The 18,467-nt window shown below is 68.6% G+C and carries 14 protein-coding genes; 7 read left to right on the top strand and 7 right to left on the bottom strand.

The window, feature by feature from the left end:
• Window positions 1-138: 138 nt before the first annotated feature.
• The gene (gene rimO / locus ACW5F0_RS01170) at window positions 139-1,527 is read right to left on the bottom strand and encodes a 30S ribosomal protein S12 methylthiotransferase RimO (RefSeq protein ID WP_456964210.1); all 1,389 of its coding nucleotides are present in this window, start codon (window positions 1,525-1,527) and stop codon (window positions 139-141) included.
• Between the two features lie 132 nt (window positions 1,528-1,659).
• Between rimO and ACW5F0_RS01165 the strand changes: the two genes are divergently transcribed.
• Window positions 1,660-2,367: a dienelactone hydrolase family protein gene (locus ACW5F0_RS01165; RefSeq protein ID WP_456998856.1), complete on the top strand. Its 708-nt coding sequence runs from the start codon at window positions 1,660-1,662 to the stop codon at window positions 2,365-2,367.
• 12 nt (window positions 2,368-2,379) lie between these two features.
• Window positions 2,380-2,814, top strand: a complete 435-nt coding sequence (locus tag ACW5F0_RS01160; protein WP_456964208.1) for an HIT family protein — start codon at window positions 2,380-2,382, stop codon at window positions 2,812-2,814.
• Window positions 2,815-2,820: 6 nt separating this feature from the next.
• On the opposite strand, the gene dcd is transcribed toward ACW5F0_RS01160, so the two are convergent.
• Together dcd and apbC are read right to left on the bottom strand one after the other, a co-directional pair.
• The gene (dcd, locus tag ACW5F0_RS01155) at window positions 2,821-3,399 is read right to left on the bottom strand and encodes a dCTP deaminase (protein ID WP_456964207.1); all 579 of its coding nucleotides are present in this window, start codon (window positions 3,397-3,399) and stop codon (window positions 2,821-2,823) included.
• Window positions 3,400-3,514: 115 nt separating this feature from the next.
• A complete protein-coding gene (apbC, locus tag ACW5F0_RS01150; protein WP_456965238.1) occupies window positions 3,515-4,357 on the bottom strand; it encodes an iron-sulfur cluster carrier protein ApbC in 843 nt (280 codons plus the stop codon).
• A gap of 201 nt (window positions 4,358-4,558) precedes the next feature.
• Between apbC and ACW5F0_RS01145 the strand changes: the two genes are divergently transcribed.
• From ACW5F0_RS01145 to rnfB, 5 genes are all read left to right on the top strand, one after another.
• Window positions 4,559-6,577: an alpha/beta hydrolase family protein gene (locus ACW5F0_RS01145; protein WP_456964206.1), complete on the top strand. Its 2,019-nt coding sequence runs from the start codon at window positions 4,559-4,561 to the stop codon at window positions 6,575-6,577.
• A 124-nt stretch (window positions 6,578-6,701) separates the two neighbouring features.
• Window positions 6,702-9,617 (top strand): TonB-dependent receptor domain-containing protein, encoded by a 2,916-nt coding sequence (locus tag ACW5F0_RS01140; protein ID WP_456964205.1) that lies wholly within the window; start codon window positions 6,702-6,704, stop codon window positions 9,615-9,617.
• A 187-nt stretch (window positions 9,618-9,804) separates the two neighbouring features.
• A complete protein-coding gene (locus tag ACW5F0_RS01135; RefSeq protein ID WP_456965237.1) occupies window positions 9,805-10,254 on the top strand; it encodes a DUF2147 domain-containing protein in 450 nt (149 codons plus the stop codon).
• A 126-nt stretch (window positions 10,255-10,380) separates the two neighbouring features.
• On the top strand, window positions 10,381-12,504 hold the full coding sequence (metG, locus tag ACW5F0_RS01130; protein WP_456998855.1) for a methionine--tRNA ligase: 2,124 nt from the start codon (window positions 10,381-10,383) through the stop codon (window positions 12,502-12,504).
• A 5-nt stretch (window positions 12,505-12,509) separates the two neighbouring features.
• Window positions 12,510-12,929, top strand: coding sequence for an Rnf electron transport complex subunit RnfB (gene rnfB / locus ACW5F0_RS01125; RefSeq protein WP_456964203.1), 420 nt, complete (start codon window positions 12,510-12,512; stop codon window positions 12,927-12,929).
• Here the strand turns inward: rnfB and ACW5F0_RS01120 are convergent.
• From ACW5F0_RS01120 to ACW5F0_RS01105, 4 genes are all read right to left on the bottom strand, one after another.
• Window positions 12,926-13,930 (bottom strand): TraB/GumN family protein, encoded by a 1,005-nt coding sequence (locus ACW5F0_RS01120; protein ID WP_456964202.1) that lies wholly within the window; start codon window positions 13,928-13,930, stop codon window positions 12,926-12,928. The two genes, rnfB and ACW5F0_RS01120, sit on opposite strands and share 4 nt — an antisense overlap.
• A 22-nt stretch (window positions 13,931-13,952) precedes the next feature.
• Window positions 13,953-14,930, bottom strand: a complete 978-nt coding sequence (locus ACW5F0_RS01115; RefSeq protein WP_456964201.1) for a DUF1684 domain-containing protein — start codon at window positions 14,928-14,930, stop codon at window positions 13,953-13,955.
• Complete coding sequence (mutL, locus tag ACW5F0_RS01110; protein WP_456998854.1) at window positions 14,930-16,831, bottom strand: DNA mismatch repair endonuclease MutL; 1,902 nt, start codon at window positions 16,829-16,831, stop codon at window positions 14,930-14,932. The genes ACW5F0_RS01115 and mutL overlap by 1 nt, the downstream gene beginning before the upstream one ends.
• A 73-nt stretch (window positions 16,832-16,904) precedes the next feature.
• Window positions 16,905-18,419: an N-acetylmuramoyl-L-alanine amidase gene (locus tag ACW5F0_RS01105; RefSeq protein WP_456964199.1), complete on the bottom strand. Its 1,515-nt coding sequence runs from the start codon at window positions 18,417-18,419 to the stop codon at window positions 16,905-16,907.
• Window positions 18,420-18,467: the final 48 nt, after the last annotated feature.

Genomic DNA, 18,467 nt, shown 5'->3' with positions numbered 1-18,467 from the left:
GGGTACTCCGTGGGCTGACCACGTGGTGGTCTTTATGCCCACTGCGTACCCACCAACCCGCCTTGCAGCGCGTCCCTGCAGGCCGAGAGAAAAAAACAGAAGCGCGATGCTCTCCCCTCACCCCACGCACCCTCCGCCTCAAGCGCTGTATTCAACCTCGCCGTAAAGATCGTGCTCGTCGCTGCCCATGATGCGGATGTCGGCGAACTCGCCGGGGCGCAGCCCTGCTTCGCGGCCGTCCTGCACCTGCACCAGGCCGTCGATCTCAGGCGCGTCGGCCATCGACCGGGCGATCGCGAGGTCGCCGTCGATGGCATCGACGATGCAGCGCTGCACCGTGCCGACCTTGGCTTCAAGGCGCGCGGCCGAGATATCCGCCTGCCGCGCCATGAAGCGCGCCAGGCGCTCCTGCTTGATCTCCTCGGGCACCGGGTCGGGCAGCGCGTTCGCGGCCGCGCCCTGCACCGGCGAATACGCGAAGGCGCCGACGCGGTCGAGCTGCGCCTCGTCCAGGAAATCGAGCAGGGATTCGAACTCGGCCTCGGTCTCGCCCGGGAAACCGACGATGAAGGTCGAGCGCACGGTCAGCTCCGGGCAAGCGGCGCGCCAGGACTGCACGCGCTCAAGCGTGCGCTCCACGGCGCCCGGCCGCTTCATCAGCTTCAGGATGCGCGGGCTGGCATGCTGGAACGGGATGTCGAGGTAGGGCAGCAGCCGCGGCTGGCCGTCGGCGCGGCGCGCGGTCATCAGCTCGATGATGCCGTCCACGTGCGGGTACGGGTAGACGTAGTGCAGGCGCACCCAGGCGTCGAGCTCGGACAGGCCTTCGCACAGTGACTTCATGCGCGTCTGGTAGGCCTTCCCGCGCCACTCGCGCTCCGCGTAGCGCACGTCGACGCCGTAGGCCGAAGTGTCCTGCGACACCACCAGCAGTTCGCGCACGCCGCCGCGCACCAGGCGCTCGGCCTCGCGCAGCACGTCGTCGACCGGGCGCGACACGAGGTCGCCGCGCATCGAGGGGATGATGCAGAAGCTGCAGCGGTGGTTGCAGCCCTCGGAAATCTTCAGGTAGGCATAGTGCTTCGGCGTCAGCTTCACGCCGTCCGCGTAGTCCTCGCCGCCCAGCCGCGGGGCCGGCATGAGGTCGACGAAGGGGTCGTGGCGCGGCGGCAGCGCGGCGTGGACCGCGGCCATGACGCTGGCATAGTCCTGAGGGCCGCTGATCGACAGCACGCCCGGATGCGCTTCGCGGATCACGTCTGCGCGCTTGCCCAGGCAGCCGGTCACGATCACCTTGCCGTTCTCGGCCATCGCCTCCCCGATCGCGTCCAGCGATTCCGCAACGGCCGAGTCGATGAAGCCGCAGGTGTTGACCACCACCACGTCGGCGTCGTCATAGTTGGGCGACAGCGCATAGCCCTCCACCCGGAGCTGGGTGAGGATGCGTTCGGAGTCGACGAGGGCTTTCGGGCAGCCGAGGCTGACGAAGCCCACGCGGGGGGCGGTCGGGGTGGCGATATCGTTCATGCGCTGCAGCGGGCTCGGCGTGGGTCCGCGCGGCGGCGGAGGGGTCTGGCGGTTTTCGCGCCGCGATTATACCGGGGCGCTAGAATCGCCCGAGGGCCGGAACCTGAACCGGCCGCCCACCCGGAGGCGACGATGGGGACGCGAGTCAGGCTGGACAGCGCGGAAGTCGGCGAGGTCGGCGGCTGGTTGGCGCGCCCCGAAGCGGCGCCTCGCGGCGGACTGGTCGTGGTCCAGGAGATCTTCGGCGTCAACGCGCACATGCGCGCGGTCACCGAACGCTATGCCCGCGACGGGTTCCTGGCGCTGGCGCCGGCCCTGTTCGACCCCGTCCAGCGCGATGCCGAACTCGCCTATGACGAAGCCGGCTTTGAAGGTGGCCGCGCGCTTGCCGCGGCCCTGGGCTTCGACCGCGCCGTGGCCATCGTGGATGCCGCCGCGGCGCAGCTTCGGACCCTGCTGTCCGAAGAGGCGCTCGACCGGAACGCCGGGATCGGGGTGGTCGGCTTCTGCTGGGGCGGCAGCGTGGCCTACCTCGCCAACGCGCGCCTGGGCCTTCCGGCGGTGAGCTATTACGGTGCGCGCACCGTGCCCTTCCTCGACGAACCGCTGCGTGCGCCGATGCTGTTCCACTTCGGCGCCCGCGACCACAGCATCCCGGAGGCCGACCTCCAGGCGCACCGCCGCGCCCGGCCCGAGGCCGAGCTGCATGTCTATGACGCCGGCCACGGCTTCAACCGCGACGTCGACCCCCGCCACTTCGACGAGGCCAGCGCCCGCCTGGCCCACACCCGCACACTGGACTTCCTGCACCGTGCACTCGCGCCCGCAGGCCGCGCCTGAAAGGAACCCGCCATGTCCCGGCACCGCAACACCCAGCCCGAACCCTATGCCCTGCACCCACAGCTCGCCGCGGACAGCCACCCGCTCGCCGCGTTCGAGCTGTGCGACCTGCAGCTGATGGACGACAGCAACTATCCGTGGCTGGTGCTGGTGCCGCGCGTGCCGGGCGCCCGCGAGCTCCTCGACCTGGACGCCGCCCAGCGCGCGGCGCTCATGGAGGAGGTCCTCCGTTGCGAACAGCTGCTGGTCGATGTGTTCCAGCCGCACAAGCTCAACGTGGCCGCGCTGGGCAACCTGGTGCCGCAGCTGCACGTGCACGTCATCGCCCGCTTCGAGAGCGACCCGGCCTGGCCGGCGCCGGTCTGGGGCCGGGTGGCCTCGCGGCCCTATCCACCCGAGGCCCTGGTCGACCGCGTGCGCGACCTGCAGGCCGCGCTCGTCGCCTGAGCCCGCTCAGGTGCGGGGCAGCGTGACCCCGGTCTGTCCCTGGTATTTGCCACCACGGTCCTTGTACGAGGTCTCGCAGACATCGTCGGCCGCGGCCTGGAAGAACAGCATCTGCGCCACGCCCTCGTTGGCGTAGATGCGCGCCGGCAGCGGCGTGGTGTTGCTGAACTCCAGCGTCACATGTCCTTCCCACTCCGGTTCCAGCGGCGTGACGTTGACGATGATCCCGCAGCGCGCGTACGTGCTCTTGCCCAGGCACACCACCAGGGTGTCGCGCGGGATGCGGAAATACTCCACCGTGCGCGCCAGCGCGAAGGAGTTCGGCGGGATGATGCATTCGTCCGCCTCGATGTCCACGAAGCTCTTCGGATCGAAGTGCTTGGGATCGACGATGGTCGAGTTGATGTTGGTGAACACCTTGAACTCGCGCGAGCAGCGCACATCGTAGCCGTAGCTCGATGTGCCGTAGCTGACGATACGCTCGCCGTTTCCGGCGTGCTTGACCTGGCCGGGCTCGAAGGGCTCGATCATGCCCCCTGGAGTTTCGGACATGCGGCGGATCCAGCGGTCGGACTTGATGCTCATACGGTTCCCGGATGCGGCGTCCCGGCGGCGCGGCGCCCCGGGGCAAGACCCGCGATTGTAGGGACTCGCCGCCGCCACGGCACCCCGCCGCGCACCGGGAACGCCTGCCGCCGGGCTACAGCAGCGATGCCGAGATCGTCGCGGGCGCGCGCGGCCGCTTGGCGAGCTCGGCGGCGACGTTGCGCGCCAGTTCCCGATAGGCATCGGCGGCAGCCGAGTCCGGCGCCGAGATGACCACCGGCGTACCGGCGTCGCCCTGCTCGCGGATCGTGCGTTCCAGCGGCAGCGATCCCAGCAGCGGCAGCCCGTACTGCGCGGCCATCCGCGTCCCGCCGCCATCACCGAAGATGTGTTCGGCGTGGCCGCAGTTCGAGCACACGTGCACCGCCATGTTCTCGACCAGGCCCAGCACCGGCACCTCGACCTTCTCGAACATCTTCAGCGCCTTGCGCGCGTCGAGGGTGGCCACGTCCTGTGGCGTGGTGACGATGATGGCCCCGGCCACCGGGATCTTCTGCGCCAGGGTCAGCTGGATGTCGCCGGTGCCGGGCGGAAGGTCGATCAACAGGTAGTCCAGGCTGTCGTCCCCACCCCAGCGGGTGTCGTTGAGCAGCTGGGTCAGCGCCGAGGTGGCCATGGGGCCGCGCCAGATCATCGGCGTGTCCTCCTCCACCAGCAGGCCGATCGACATCGCCTCCACGCCGTGCGCGCGCATCGGGGTGATCGACTTGTTGTCGGGGCTGTCCGGCCGGCCCGACAGGCCGAGCATGGTCGGGATGCTGGGGCCGTAGACGTCGGCGTCCAGGATGCCGACCCGTGCGCCATCGGCGGCGAGCGCCAGCGCGAGGTTGACGGTGGTGGTCGACTTGCCCACCCCGCCCTTCCCCGAACCCACCGCGATGATGTTGCGCACCCTCGGCAAGGGCCTGAGGTCCCCCTGCACCGCGTGCGCCGGCATGCGGCCGGGCGTTGCCGCCGTGTCCGGCTCCTTCCTGAAAAATGCCACTCGACCTTCTCCGCTTCGCTTTTTGACAGACGGCTAGCTTGCGCCAAAGCGCGCATGCAGGCGAGACGAGTGGGCCTATTGCGGGCTTTTGAGTTCTGTTAACGTCGGGTGAACAGCGCCATTCGACGTACGCACGCAACAGGACACTGCCAGATGACAAAGAAGCCACTCCTCATCCTCGCCTGCGCCACCCTGTTCGCGGGCGCGGCAGAGGCCGCCAAGCCGATTCCGATCCAGGACCTCGCGCAGGTTCCCATGATCCAGTCGCCCTCCATGAGTGCCGACGGCAAGCAGCTGGTGGCGATCGTCGCGCTGCCCGGCAGCGACCGCCAGGACACGGCCTTGGCCACCTGGAACCTGGACGACATGTCCAAGGGCGCAACAGTCACTCCTTCGGGAGACCGCATGAAGTTCATCTATGCCAGCGCCCTCAAGGCTGACCGCCTGCTGGTCCTGGGACGGCAGGAATGGACCGGCCAGCTGGGCGGCTGCGGGGAAGGCAGCGTCTCGGGGGCGACCCGGACCTTCGTTTCCAAGGCCTACCTGACCGACGCCACGCACGCCAAGTTCGCCGACGCCTTCGCGGACAACACCCGCCGGATCGGCGTGAGCGAACAGACGCAGCGTTGCCTCGAGATCGCAGGCACCGCCTCGCTGGTGCACTTGCTGCCGCTGGATCCCGAGCATGTGGTCGTGGCGCAGACCAACGAGATGACGCTGTCGGCCAACTACTACAAGTACAACCTCCGCACCGGGGCCACGGAACTGCTGCTGCGCGCCGGCGGCCGGACCAGCCCGGGGCTCTTCCATCCGCGCACCGGCGAGGCGGTCACCCGGGTGGAACTCGTCTCGGCCGGCACGGACGAGTACGAGCAGAAGGTCTCGGTCCGCAAGCCCGGGACCAGCGAGTTCGTGGCACATCCGGAGCTGAGCCAGCGCCTGAGCGAACGCTACACGGTCGATGTCGTCGGCATCGACGAGACGTCTGGAAAGCTCTATGTGCTTACCGACAAGTACTCAAACCTGGTCCAGGCCCGGATGTACGACCCGGAATCCCGCCGCTTCGACCCGGAACCGCTCGCGGCCCATCCCGAGTTCTCGATTGGCGGCCTGATCTTCGGGGACACCCCAAGCAACTTCAACAAGGTCCTGGGGTTCGTCGTCGATGGACTGAGCCGCGAACAGGTGTTCGTGGACCCGGAGATGAAGGCGATCCACGACGGCCTCGTTCAGGCCTACCCGGGCCAGCGGGTCAGCATTGGCGGTTACAACGACGACCGCTCCAGGGTCCTGTTCACGACGTCGAGCAACCGCAAGCCGCCCTCGCATCACCTGCTGGTCGACCGCAAGCAGGTCATGCCGCTGGGCGAAGAGCGCCCCGGGCTCGACACCAGCGGCGTGGGCGAGCAGCGCCTGGTGAAGTACAAGGCACGCGACGGTCGCACCATCCCGGCCATTCTTGACCTTCCTGCGGGTTGGAAGAAGGGCGACGCGCCTCTTCCGGCGATCGTGCACCCGCACGGTGGCCCATGGGCGCGAGACTACGGCGGCTGGGATGTCTCGGGCTGGGTGCCCTTCCTGACATCGCGCGGTTACGCCGTGTTGCGTCCGCAGTACCGCGGGTCGATGGGTTTGGGCCGCGACCTCTGGCTGGCAGGAGACAACCAGTGGGGCCTGCGGATGCAGGACGACAAAGACGACGGGGCCGCATGGATGGTAGCGGAGGGCATCGCGGCCCGGGACCGGATCGCGATCTTCGGCTATTCGTATGGTGGCTTTGCCGCCGCCGCCGCGGTGGTCCGGCCGAACTCTCCGTATCAGTGCGCCATCTCTGGCGCTCCGGTAACCAATCTCGGCCGGCTCGGCACGACCTGGAGCGAAAATCGCATCCAGCGCATCCTGCAAGGCCGCACGGTGACGGGCATGGATCCGATACGGCAGACGACGCAGGCGGCAATCCCGGTCCTCCTGTTCGTAGGCGACCGTGACGTGCGCACGCCCGCGTTCCACGCAAAGGATTTCTACAACGGCGTGAAGGGCAACGTGGATGCCAAGTTCGAACTGATCGCCGACATGCCCCACTCGATGCCCTGGTACCCGCGGCACCAGGTGACCTCGCTGGGGCTGATCGACTCGTTCTTGCGCGAGGATTGCGGGGAAGGTGGCCTGTGAGGAGAGGCCAGCCGGCGCGGGTCAAGAAGCCCGCGCGATGTTACAGGGGGTGTGTTGCGTAACCGTTAATTGCCTCATATAGTCATTAAGTTCCAGTTAAAACCACCTAGGGGAGTCATCAAGCATGCGTAGTTCCCGTCAGGCGTTCCGTCGCCTTCCGCTGGTCGTCGCCATTGTCGCCGGCCTGAGCATCACCGCTGCACAGGCCCAGGAGCAGCAGCCCGCTCCGGCCGAGGAAGAGCAGCCGCAAGAAACCAGGGCCAACGCCACCCAGCTCGACACGATCACGGTCACCGGCTCGCTGCTTCGCCGCACCGAGTACGAATCGACCTCGCCTATTCAGGTGATCACTGCGGATACGAGCATCGCCCTGGGTCAGGTTGACACCGCGGAATTCCTGCAGAAGTCGAGCATTGCGGCGGGCTCCATGCAGATCAGCCAGCAGTTCTCCGGCTTCGTGGTCGAAGGCGGCACCGGCGTGCAGTCCCTGTCCCTGCGTGGCCTGGGTGCCAACCGCACCCTGGTCCTGCTGGACGGCCAGCGCCCCGGTCCTGCCGGTACGCGCGGCCAGGTCGGCGCATTCGACCTCAACGTGATTCCCTCCTCGATCATCCAGCGCGCCGAGATCGTGAAGGACGGCTCGTCCTCGATCTACGGTTCGGATGCCGTCGCCGGCGTGGTCAACGTGATCACCCGCAAGACGGTGGATCGTCCGGAAATCACCGTCAACGCCCGCGTTCCCTTCGAAACCGGCGGCGAGATTTTCACCGTGTCCGGCGCCACCGGCTGGAACTTCGACAGTGGCAGCATCGTGTTGGCCGGTGAGTACTACCTGGCCGAAGCCCTCAAGGATGGCGACCGCGACTTCTTCCGCTGCCCGCAGGAACTGGTGTGGGACGCGGACGGCAATCGCATCGACCGCGAAGACCGCTCGATCCTCGCCGGCACCTCGCTCGGCGGCTGCACCACCACGCGCCTCTATGCCAACTCGATCAACGACGCCATCACGGGCGTGCGCTACATCCCGTCGCCCGACGGCGTGACCATCGGTCCGTTCCCGGGCTACCGCCCGCGCACGAACCAGAACTTCACGGCCACCAATCCGCAGGCGTACTACGAGGACGTCACCAACTTCGACTTCCTCAACACCGCGGACATCATCAACCGCCAGGAGCGCTTCAACCTCTTCGCGTCGTCCGACTTCGGCTTTGACTCGTTCAACTGGAAGACGACGTTCCTGTACAACCACCGCGAGACCGAAGCACGTGGCTTCCGCCAGTTCTTCCCCTACGTCGGCGGTCAGAACGGCCCGTACCAGTATGCGAATTCGCCCGGCTTCGTGAACCCGCTCGCCGGCGGCCTCGCGCAGGTCATCATGCCGTTCCGGTCCGACCAGGACATCTCGATCGATTACATGTACCTCGCCACCAAGCTCGACGGCCTGCTGTCGTTCACCGACACCTGGGCGTGGGAAGCCAACGCCACGGGTTCGCGTTCGGACGGCGACTACAGCGCCTTCTCGATCGTCGGCTCGCGCACCGGTGACTGGCAGTGGAGCGACGATGCCCCCACCCTCGACTACTTCGATCCCGGCTTCCTGAGCGGCGAGCGGATGGACGAGCTGGCTTCCGTCATCGGCGAGTGGCACACCGGCAACACCGTCTATGACCAGTACACCGTCAACGGCCTGGTCACCGGCGAGGTGTTCGAGCTGCCGGCCGGCCCGGTAGCGGCCGCCGTCGGCTTCGAGTACCGCCGGTACAGCATCGACGACCAGCCGAGCGCCCTGTCGCGCAACGGCGACCTGTGGGGCCAGAGCTCCGCCCAGGTCACGAAGGGCAAGGACTCGGTGAAGGAAGCGGTCCTCGAGTTCGAGGTTCCGGTGCTCAAGGGCGTCCCGGGCTTCGAGTCGCTGACGTTCAACGGTTCGACCCGCGTATTCCAGTACGACACGGTCGACGGCACCGACAACGTCTGGAAGATGGGCCTCAACTGGCAGATCATCCCGTCGCTGCGGGCGCGCGCCACTCGTGGCACCTCGTTCCGCGCACCGGGCCTGTACGAGCTGTACCTGGGCAACCAGACCGGCTTCCTCGCGCAGACCGCGGTCGATCCCTGCGTGGAGTGGGGTGACAGCACCAACGACTTCATCCGCGCCAACTGCCAGGCCGCGGGCATTGCCCCGACCTACACCGGCCTGGGTACGTCTTCGGCGACGGTCGTCTCGGGTGGTGGTGTCGGCATCCTGAAGCCGGAAACGTCGATGGCGAAGACCGTCGGCGTGGTGTTCACGCCCGAGTTCGCGAACATCAGCATCGCCGTCGACTATTTCGACATCGATGTCCGGGATCAGATCGCGCAGCTGGGCGCCTATGACATCCTGTTCGGCTGCTACGGTTCGCCTGTTTACCCGAACAACTTCTGCGACCTGTTCGAGCGCAACCCGGCCAACCACGCTTCCGAGCCGAACAAGATCACGACCATCGACAGCCAGTACGTCAACGTCAACCGCCAGCGCACCCGTGGCTACGACCTGATCGTGAACTACGACGACGACTTCTCGTTCGGCAAGCTGCGTTTCGAGAGCCAGCTGACCTACACCAAGGAAGACGTCTCCCAGCTGTTCGACTCCGCTGCCGCGAGCGGCCAGTCGAAGTCGGACAACCTCGGCTACATCGGTCGTCCGCGCCTCGTGGGCTCGCTCTCCGCGCAGCTGGTGCGTGGCGACATGACCTACACCTGGGGTACCGAGTACGTCGGCTCGACCAAGAACCTCGACATCAACGAGGAGTTCATCTACCTGGGCCGTCCGAACAGCTTCCGTGACATCACCGCGGAAGACGCGTTCTACCATTCGGCCTCGGTGCGTTACGACCAGACCGACTGGAGCCTGCTGGTTGGCATCCGCAACGTGTTCGACAAGCAGCCGCCGCAGGTGTCGACCGGTACCGCCACGCGCTATGGCAACGTGCCGGCGTTCGCGACGCAGTACGACTACTTCGGCCGCACCGCGTTCGCACGCGTGACCTACCGCTTCTGATCCAAGCAACACGGCAAGACCGGAAGGGCGACGGCAACGTCGCCCTTCTTTTTTTTGGCAATCGACGGCGTGGCGTGCGCGCCGCAGCGCGAAATGCAATTCCCTCGAGCCAGCTGTTTCAAGGCCGTTCTCTTCGGTCCACGCAGCGGGTATAACGGGCGTAGCCGCCACGGCGGCGCCGCACCCACTGGAGGCAACAATGCGTACCCCCCACCTTTCCTGCCTTGTGTTCGCACTGGCGGCGCTCTTCGCCACTGGCGCCAACGCGCAGACCACCGCCCCCACCGGACGCTGGAAGACCATCGACGACGAGACCGGCAAGGTGAAGTCGATCGTGGAGATCACCGAGTCCGGCGGCACGTTGCGGGGCCAGGTGGTGGACATCCTGCAGTCGGACCGCGGCCCCAATCCGACCTGCGACAAGTGCAAGGGTGCGAACAAGGACAAGCCGATCAAGGGCATGACCATCCTCTGGGGCCTGGCCCCGGGTGGTGACGGCTGGGAGGGCGGCACCATCCTCGACCCGGCCAAGGGCAAGACCTACAAGTCCAAGCTCAAGCTCATCGACGACGACAAGCTCGGCGTTTCGGGCTGCGTGGCCTTCATCTGCCGCGAGCAGGTGTGGATCCGCGAGTGACACGGCCTCCGCGCTGAGTCGCCTTCAAGGGCCCGGCAATCGCCGGGCCTTTTCTGTTCCCGGGCGTCCCAGGTACTCTTGGGACCGCGTGCGATAATCACCGGCCGTCCGTCACCGACTGCCCACATGCCCCGCCCCGCGCTCGTCACCAACGCCCTGCCCTACGCCAACGGTCCCCTGCACATCGGCCATCTGGTCGGTTACGTGCAGGCCGATATCTGGGTGCGCGCGCGGCGAATGGCCGGCGGCACGGTGCACTACGTCTGCGCCGACGACACCCACGGCACGCCGATCATGCTGGCCGCGGAAAAGGCCGGGACCACACCGGAGGCTTTCGTCGCCGGGATCCAGACCGGGCATGAACGTGATTTCGCCGACTTCGGCGTCGCCTTCGACCACTACGACTCGACCCATTCCGAGCGCAACCGCGCCCTGACCGAGGCGATCTACACGCGCCTGGACGAAGCCGGCCACATCGCCAGGCGCTCGGTCGCGCAGCTCTATGACCCGGTCAAGGGCATGTTCCTGCCCGACCGCTACGTCAAGGGCACCTGCCCGCGCTGCGGCACCGCCGACCAGTACGGCGACAACTGCGAGCACTGCGGCGCGACCTATTCGCCCACCGAGCTGATCGACCCGACCTCGGTGGTCAGCGGCGCCGCGCCCGAGTTGCGCGAAAGCGAACATTTCTTCTTCGAACTGGGCCGGTTCGAGTCCTTCCTGCGCGAATGGCTGGCCGGCGATGTGGCCGTGCCCGGAGTCAAGGCAAAGCTGCAGGAATGGCTCGACGGCGAGGGCGGCCTGCGCGCCTGGGACATCTCGCGCGACGCGCCCTACTTCGGCTTCGAGATCCCCGGCCACCCGGGCAAGTACCTTTACGTCTGGATCGACGCGCCGATCGGCTACCTGGCCAGCTTCCAGGCGCTGTGCGAGCGCGACGGCCTGGACTACGACGCGTTCACCGGCGCCGACAGCCAGGCCGAGATGCATCACTTCATCGGCAAGGACATCATCAATTTCCACGGCCTGTTCTGGCCGGCGGTGCTGCACGGCAGTGGTCACCGCGCGCCGACGCGGCTGCACGTCAACGGCTACCTGACCGTCGACGGCGCCAAAATGTCGAAGTCGCGCGGTACCTTCGTGATGGCCCGCAGCTACCTCGACGCGGGCCTGCCGCCCGAAGCGCTGCGCTACTACTTCGCCGCCAAGTCGGCCGGCGGCGTCGACGACATCGACCTCAACCTCGCCGACTTCGTGGCACGCGTGAACTCCGACATCGTCGGCAAGTTCGTCAACCTCGCCAGCCGCTGCGCCGGCTTCATCGGCAAGCGCTTCGACGGCATGCTGGCGGACGCGCTGCCGGAGCCGGCGATGTACGTGCGCTTCGTGGAGGCGTTGGCGCCGGTGCGTGAAGCCTACGAGCGCAACGAGCCGGCCAGCGTGCTGCGCCAGGTGATGGCGCTGGCCGACGAGGCCAACCGCTACATCGACGAGCGCAAACCGTGGGTGATCGCGAAGCAGGACGGCGCCGACGCCGAACTGCAGGCCGTGTGCACGCAGGGCCTGAACCTGTTCCGCGTGCTGGCCGGCGCCCTGCGTCCGGTGCTGCCGGCAATGAGCGCACAGATCGAGGCCTTCCTCGACGCGCCGCTCGCCCGGTGGCAGGACCTCGACGCACCGCTGACCGGCCATCGCATCCAGGCCTACCAGCCGCTGTTCACCCGCATCGACCCGAAGCAGATCGCCGCCATGACCGAAGCCAGCAAGGAAGACCTCAAGCCGACCGCTCCCACCGCTACCCCGGGGGGAGCGGCTATAGCTGCGATCGCGCCCCCCGGAATTGCAACCGCGAAATCCAACGCCGCCGCGACCCCTGCCGCGAAACCCGCCACTGGCACGGGTACCGACGCCGCTGCCCCAACCATCACCATCGACGACTTCACCAAACTCGACCTGCGCATCGGCAAGGTGCTCGCCTGCGAGTTCGTCGAAGGCTCCGACAAGCTGCTGCGCTTCGAACTCGACGCTGGCGAACTCGGCACGCGGCAGATCTTCTCCGGCATCCGCGCCAGCTACGGGGAACCTGCTGCGCTGGTTGGCCGCAACGTCGTCTTCATCGCCAACCTCGCGCCGCGCAAGATGCGCTTTGGCCTGAGCGAGGGGATGATCCTGTCGGCGGGCTTCGATGCCGGCGAGCTGGCCCTGCTGGGCGCCGATCCCGCGGCCGCGCCCGGGATGCCGGTGCGCTGAGGCCAGTGGGCGGCCACGACGCCCTGATCGAACGCCTCGACCGGCTGCTGCCGCAGACCCAGTGCGGGCAGTGCGGCTATGCCGGCTGCCGTCCCTATGCCGAAGCCATGGCCGCGGGCCAGGCGGATACCGACCGGTGTCCGCCCGGTGGCGACGCCGGCGCCCGCGCCCTGGCGAAGCTGCTGGCGGTGCCGGCCCTGCCCTACGATCGCGGACTCGGCGAGCATCGCCCGCCGGAACTCGCGCTGGTGGTCGAGGCCGACTGCATCGGCTGCACCAAGTGCATCCAGGCCTGCCCGGTTGACGCCATCATCGGCGGCAGCAAGCGCATGCACGTGGTGCTGGAACCGCTGTGCACCGGGTGCCGGCTGTGCCTGCCGGCCTGCCCGGTGGACTGCATCGTCATGGTGCCGCCCCGGCCCTAGGGCGACGCGCAGGCCGAGCACACGCGCTCGACCGCATACCCCTTCGCGCGCAGCTTTTCGACCACGCCGTCCTCGCCCAGCAGGTGCATGGCGCCCACGACCACCAGGGTGTCGTCCTCGCCGTCCTCGCGCAGGCGCGCCTCGAGCTTCGGCAGCCAGGCGTCGTTGCGGCCGACGTTGATCGCCTGGTACAGCGCCGGGAAGTCGCGCCGCATCTCGGTCACGGTGCCGTCGAGGATCGCCTGTGTGTCGCCCGCGCGCCACGCGCCGTGGAGTTCAAGCATCAGGTCCGCGCCGGCTTCGGCCTGGTCGAGCGCCTGCTCCAGCATCTGCAGCTGCTCGGCCGGATCCATGCCGTCCAGGAAGGTGATCTGCTGGGCACCGGTTTCCAGTCCGGCGGTCGGCTTCTGCGCGTTCTGCGCGAGTCCGCCCATGTGCGCGTCCAGACCGATCGAGGGATCGAAGCCGAGCGCCATCATCTGCGACACCGTGATCATCGTGCCGACGAACCACGGCTCGAAGCGCTGCAGGACCTCGACGTTCATGCCGGTCGCGGCCAGCTGCGCCGCGTTCTCCCTGCCCCAGCTCGCGAGCTTGGCGGCAAGCTCCGGACCGAGTTCATCGTTGAGCGTGCGGCCGTCGGTGCGCAATGCCGCCTGCGCCATCTGCAGGCCGAGCTGCGGCGAGGCCAGTTCGTCGGGGGATATCTCGAACAGCAGCTTCTCGGCGTCGGCAAAGGCCATGTCGACGTCGCGCGACAGCGGGTAGTCGTCGGGCAGCAGGAGGTGGAACGAGCCCAGCAGGTACAGCGAGTTGTTGTCGTCGGACACCTTCCACAGCAGGGGCACCGGCGGCGCCTTGGCGGTGGCGGTGGCGGCCGGGACCGGCTTTGATCCGGCCTGCGGGGCGGCCACGGCCGCGGCAGTGGCGCCAATGGCGACGCTTGCGGCCAGGGCCACGATCAACATGGGCGAACGCGCCCGATTCCCTGTCTTGGTCATGGAAGTCCTTGGTGGTGTTGTGTCAGCTGCCGGATGCCGCGGATGCGGGCCTGGCATAGGCCTGTTCGCCCGCGGTCACGGCGAGGTCGAGGCGGTTGTCCGGCGGCGGCAACGGGCAAGTGGCGAAGTCGGTGAACGCGCACGGTGGATTGTAGGCACGGTTGAAATTGAGCGTGACGCGGCCCTGCGCGTCGGGGGCCGCGGTATCGAGATAGCGGCCGGCACCGTAGCTGTCGTGGCCGCTGGTGCGGTCGGCGAGGATCAGGAACAGTCCGCCATCGCTGCCTTCCAGCGCTTCGAGCCGGTAGTCCACGCCGTCCCGGCTGAACTCGACCACGCCCGGGTTGGGCATCGGATCCGTGCCGCCGACGATGTTGGCTATCTCGATCGTGCGGCCTGCGGGATGCGGGACGAAGCGTGCGTCCAGCACCCAGCCGGCATCGACGGGCCAGTAGGCGATCGTGCCGAAGCCGGTACGCGCAGGCGCATCGGCGTGCTTCACGCGAAGTGCGCGGCGGCCGGCGCGGCTGATCATCGACAGCCTGCCGCGGCCTTCGTCGAACACCAGTTCGACCGGACCGGTATCGGGTTCGTCCCGCAGTTCGATGCGCCCTTTGACCGGCGCTTCGTCAACGGTGACCGCCACGTCGCGTTCGGGCGTGAAGTACACGCGCCCCGCGTCCTGCTGTACCAGGCCGAGCTTCTCCGGCCCGTGTGCCAGGCGGATGCCGCTGGTCTGGCTGCTGCCGATGTAGTGCGCCCTCAGCTCCAGCCAGTGCAGGCCGACCACGCTGGCCCAGCCGTCTTCGGCCAGCAGGCCTTCGCGGCGTTCGTCGCGCCACTGCTGCTCGGCAGCGCGCAGCTCGGGGCTGGCCTCCGGCACGGGGGCGGCATCGTCGTCCGCCTCGAGGGATGGGGCACCGGAGCCGCAGGCGGCGAGTACGGCGGCAAGAACGAGACAAGTCGCGGCGGTGGCCGCGCGCAGCGTGGATCTGGTCATCAACGTCCCCTCATGAACCAGCGATCGATGTCGGCTAACGGAATGCGCGTCCAGGTGGGACGGCCGTGGTTGCACTGCCCGGAGCGTTCGGTTGCTTCCATGTCGCGCAGCAATGCGTTCATCTCGGCAATGGTCAGCCGCCGGTTGGCGCGCACCGAACCGTGGCAGGCCATGGTCGACAGCAGCTCATCGCGGGCGGCGCGGACGCGACGGCTCTCGCCGTGTTCGCGCAGGTCGGCGAGCACGTCGCGCAGCAGTGATTCGGTGTCGCCCTGCGCCAGCAGCGCGGGCACGCCGCGCAGCAGCAGCGACTGCGGGCCGGTGCGCGAAACTTCGAAGCCGAGTTCGGCAAGCGTGGCCGTCTCGCGCTCGGCGATGTCGGCCTCGCGCTCGCTCACCGCCACCGCCTGCGGCACCAGCAGCGGCTGCACGCGCAGGCCGGCGCCGTCGTGCGCGGCCTTCAGCTTCTCGTAGCCGATGCGCTCGTGGGCGGCGTGCATGTCGACCACGACCATGCCGTCGGCGGCCTCGGCCAGGATGAAGATGCCGTGCAGCTGCGCGATCGCGAAGCCGAGCGGCGGGATGCCGTCGTCGCCGGTGTCCGGCATGGGCACCTGCGTGGCGGGCATCTGCGCCCACGCGGCGTGCGTCGCGCCGGGCACGGCGGTTCCGCCCTCGCCGATCGCCGCACCGGCGCCGTCCACGACGCTGCCTGCGGCACCGTAGAGCAGCGCGTAGGCATCGCGCACGCCATCGCCGCGCAGCGACAGGTTCGACTGCTCGGCCACGCGCGCGGCCAGTTCGCGCGAGACCTGGGCCTGGGTGGTGACCGCGGCCACCAGCGGCGCGTTGCCGGCGCGCGTGCCGGCCAGGGCCTCATGCAGGGCGCGATAGACGAAGTCGTGGACCATGCGCGCGTCGCGGAAGCGCACCTCGTGCTTGGCCGGGTGCACGTTCACGTCCACCCGTGCGGGGTCGAGTTCGAGGAACAGCACGTAGGCGGGCTGGCGACCGTGGAACAGCACGTCGGCATAGGCTTGCTTCACCGCGTGCGCGACGCTTCGGTCGCGCACGGCGCGGCCGTTGACGTAGAGGTACTGCTGGTCGGCGCTGGCACGCGAGTACGTCGGCTGCGCGATCCAACCGTGCAGGCGCAGCGCGGGGGCGGCGTCGCGGCCTTCGTCCACAGGGCGTGGCAGGGTCGCGTGCTCGACCCGCAGCGCGGCCTGCGCAAAGCCCTCGCCCAGGGTCTCGACCAGGCGCGCGGCGCCATCGTCCAACGCCAGGCCTTCGCCTTCGCCCCCGCGATAGCGGCGCGAGGCGCGGCCGTTGTGCGACACCCGCAGCTCGACGTCGGGGCGGGCCAGCGCCAGCGAGCGCAGCCACTCTTCGATATGGCCCAGCTCGGTACGCTCGGCACGCAGGAACTTGCGCCGCGCGGGCACGTTGTAGAACAGGTCACGGACTTCCACCGTCGTGCCCTGTGGATGCGCCCTGGGCGCGACCTCGCCCACCCGCCCGCCATCCACGGACAGCGCGGCCCCATGGTCGGCATCCACGCGGCGCGAGCTGATCGTGAAACGGCTCACCGATGCGATGGAAGGCAGCGCCTCCCCGCGGAAGCCGAGCGTGGCCACCACTTCCAAGTCATCGAGCGATGCGATCTTGCTGGTCGCATGCCGCGATACCGCCAACGTCAGTTCATCGGGCGTGATGCCAAGGCCGTCGTCGCGCACGCGCACCAGGCGCACGCCGCCTTCCTCGAGGTCGATGTCGACGCGGCGGGCGCCTGCGTCAAGCGCGTTCTCGACCAGTTCCTTGACCACCGACGCCGGGCGTTCGATGACCTCGCCTGCGGCGATCTGGTTGACGAGGGTGTCGGGAAGCTGCCGGATGCTCAAGAAGCTGCGGGGGTCCGGCGCGGTGCGCCGGCCTGGTATGGGCCAGCCACGATGATAAGCGAGCTTGCCGCCCTCAGCGGCTGCCGCCGCTCGCCGCCACCGAGGATGCGCCGCCGGTTGCGGCCCGCGTCGCGAACAGCGTGCCCGGGGGCGGCTGGCTGGTGAAGTAGGTGTTGACCCCGTCCAGCACCGCGCGCGCCACCTTGGACTGGAACGCCGGGTCGATCAGCCGACGCTCTTCCTCGGGATTGGACAGGAAGGCGGTCTCGACCAGCATCGCCGGCATGTCGGACGTGCGCAGCACCGCGAAGTTGGCGCGTTCGATGTGCGGCTTGTGGTTGTTGCCGATGCGCTTGAGGCCTTCGAGGATGTGGTTGCCCGCGTCCTCGGACGCCTTCATCTGGCCGCTCTGGGTGAGGTCGAGCAGGACGTTGGTGAGCATGCTGTCGGAGGTGGCGATCTTGCCGCCACCGATCAGGTCGGCCGCGTTTTCCTTGTCGGCCAGCCAGCGCGCGCGCTGCGAGGACGCGCCCTTCAGCGACAGCACATAGACCGAAGAGCCCTTGGCATTGCGGTTTTCCGCGGCGTCGGCGTGGATCGAGATGAACATGTCCGCGCCCGCCGCGCGCGCCAGCTGGGCGCGGCGGTTGAGCGGGATGAAGACGTCGGCATCCCGCACCAGGTGGGCCTGCAGGCCCGGCGTGGCGTTGACCTGACGCGCGAGTTCGCGGGCGATGGCCAGGGTGATGTCCTTCTCGCGCTTGCCGGTGGGTCCGACGGCGCCCGGGTCCTGGCCGCCGTGGCCGGCGTCGATGGCGATCACCAGCGGACGCGTGGCGCCGCTGGCGGCCGACTGCACTGCGTTGGCGGGGGTGGGCGGCTGCGCGGCGGGCGCGCGCTGCACCGGCGTGGGTACACCAGTGGCGATGGTGGTCGGCACCGCCTGCCGCGGCGACGGGTCGCTCGATGGCTGCGGCCGCTGCGGCGATGCCGTGGACGGGGCCGCGGGCGAACGTGCGCCGGCGGCGGGAAGGTTTGCGATCAGACGCGAGGTGGCGTCGTTGGACGCCTGTGCGGCGCCGGCCTGGTTGGCGGCTGCGATCTGCGCGATCGGGTCGGCCGTCGACGTGGACGCGGGCGATGGCGTGGCTGCGGCAGGTACCGCGGCCGTCGTCGCTGCGCCGTGGTCACCCGGCCATTCCAGCACCAGGCGCACGCCGCCGCTGCCGGTCTCGAAGCGGGGCGCAAGCGCGACCACCGGCATCGCCAGGTCGAAGACCACGCGGGTCGTTCCGGGCGTCGGCTGGCCCGTGCGCACGGCCTTGATGACGCCGGCGGCGGCCGGGACCGTCAGCTTCGGCGCGACCCGGCTGCCCGGGAAGTCGACCACGAGGCGGTCGGGGTTGGACAGCGGAATGAGCGTGTACTCGGCTTGCGCGTCGAGCCCGAGTTCTGCCCGGGTCCCCGTTGGACCTGCACTCAATCGCAAGTCATTGATCTCAGCCGACTTGGCCACGTTCCAGACCAGTGCGGCCAGCAGGGCCGCACCGAGCAGGATTTGCTGGAGATGGATGGCCCGGACGCGCATGGCCGCTAGTCAAGCACCAAGTCGCGTTCTTTGCAACAGGTTTTTCCC

The organism is Luteimonas sp. A534 (assembly GCF_054072805.1).
This window is presented reverse-complemented; position numbering and strand designations above follow the sequence as displayed.

Bases quoted from the DNA above. Each gene is read 5' to 3' on its own strand.
- rimO (WP_456964210.1), bottom strand. From the start codon at position 1,527: ATGAACGATATCGCCACCCCGACCGCCCCCCGCGTGGGCTTCGTCAGC.
- ACW5F0_RS01165 (WP_456998856.1), top strand. From the start codon at position 1,660: ATGGGGACGCGAGTCAGGCTGGACAGCGCGGAAGTCGGCGAGGTCGGC.
- ACW5F0_RS01160 (WP_456964208.1), top strand. From the start codon at position 2,380: ATGTCCCGGCACCGCAACACCCAGCCCGAACCCTATGCCCTGCACCCA.
- dcd (WP_456964207.1), bottom strand. From the start codon at position 3,399: ATGAGCATCAAGTCCGACCGCTGGATCCGCCGCATGTCCGAAACTCCA.
- apbC (WP_456965238.1), bottom strand. From the start codon at position 4,357: ATGCCGGCGCACGCGGTGCAGGGGGACCTCAGGCCCTTGCCGAGGGTG.
- ACW5F0_RS01145 (WP_456964206.1), top strand. From the start codon at position 4,559: ATGACAAAGAAGCCACTCCTCATCCTCGCCTGCGCCACCCTGTTCGCG.
- ACW5F0_RS01140 (WP_456964205.1), top strand. From the start codon at position 6,702: ATGCGTAGTTCCCGTCAGGCGTTCCGTCGCCTTCCGCTGGTCGTCGCC.
- metG (WP_456998855.1), top strand. From the start codon at position 10,381: ATGCCCCGCCCCGCGCTCGTCACCAACGCCCTGCCCTACGCCAACGGT.
- ACW5F0_RS01120 (WP_456964202.1), bottom strand. From the start codon at position 13,930: ATGACCAAGACAGGGAATCGGGCGCGTTCGCCCATGTTGATCGTGGCC.
- ACW5F0_RS01115 (WP_456964201.1), bottom strand. From the start codon at position 14,930: ATGACCAGATCCACGCTGCGCGCGGCCACCGCCGCGACTTGTCTCGTT.
- ACW5F0_RS01105 (WP_456964199.1), bottom strand. From the start codon at position 18,419: ATGCGCGTCCGGGCCATCCATCTCCAGCAAATCCTGCTCGGTGCGGCC.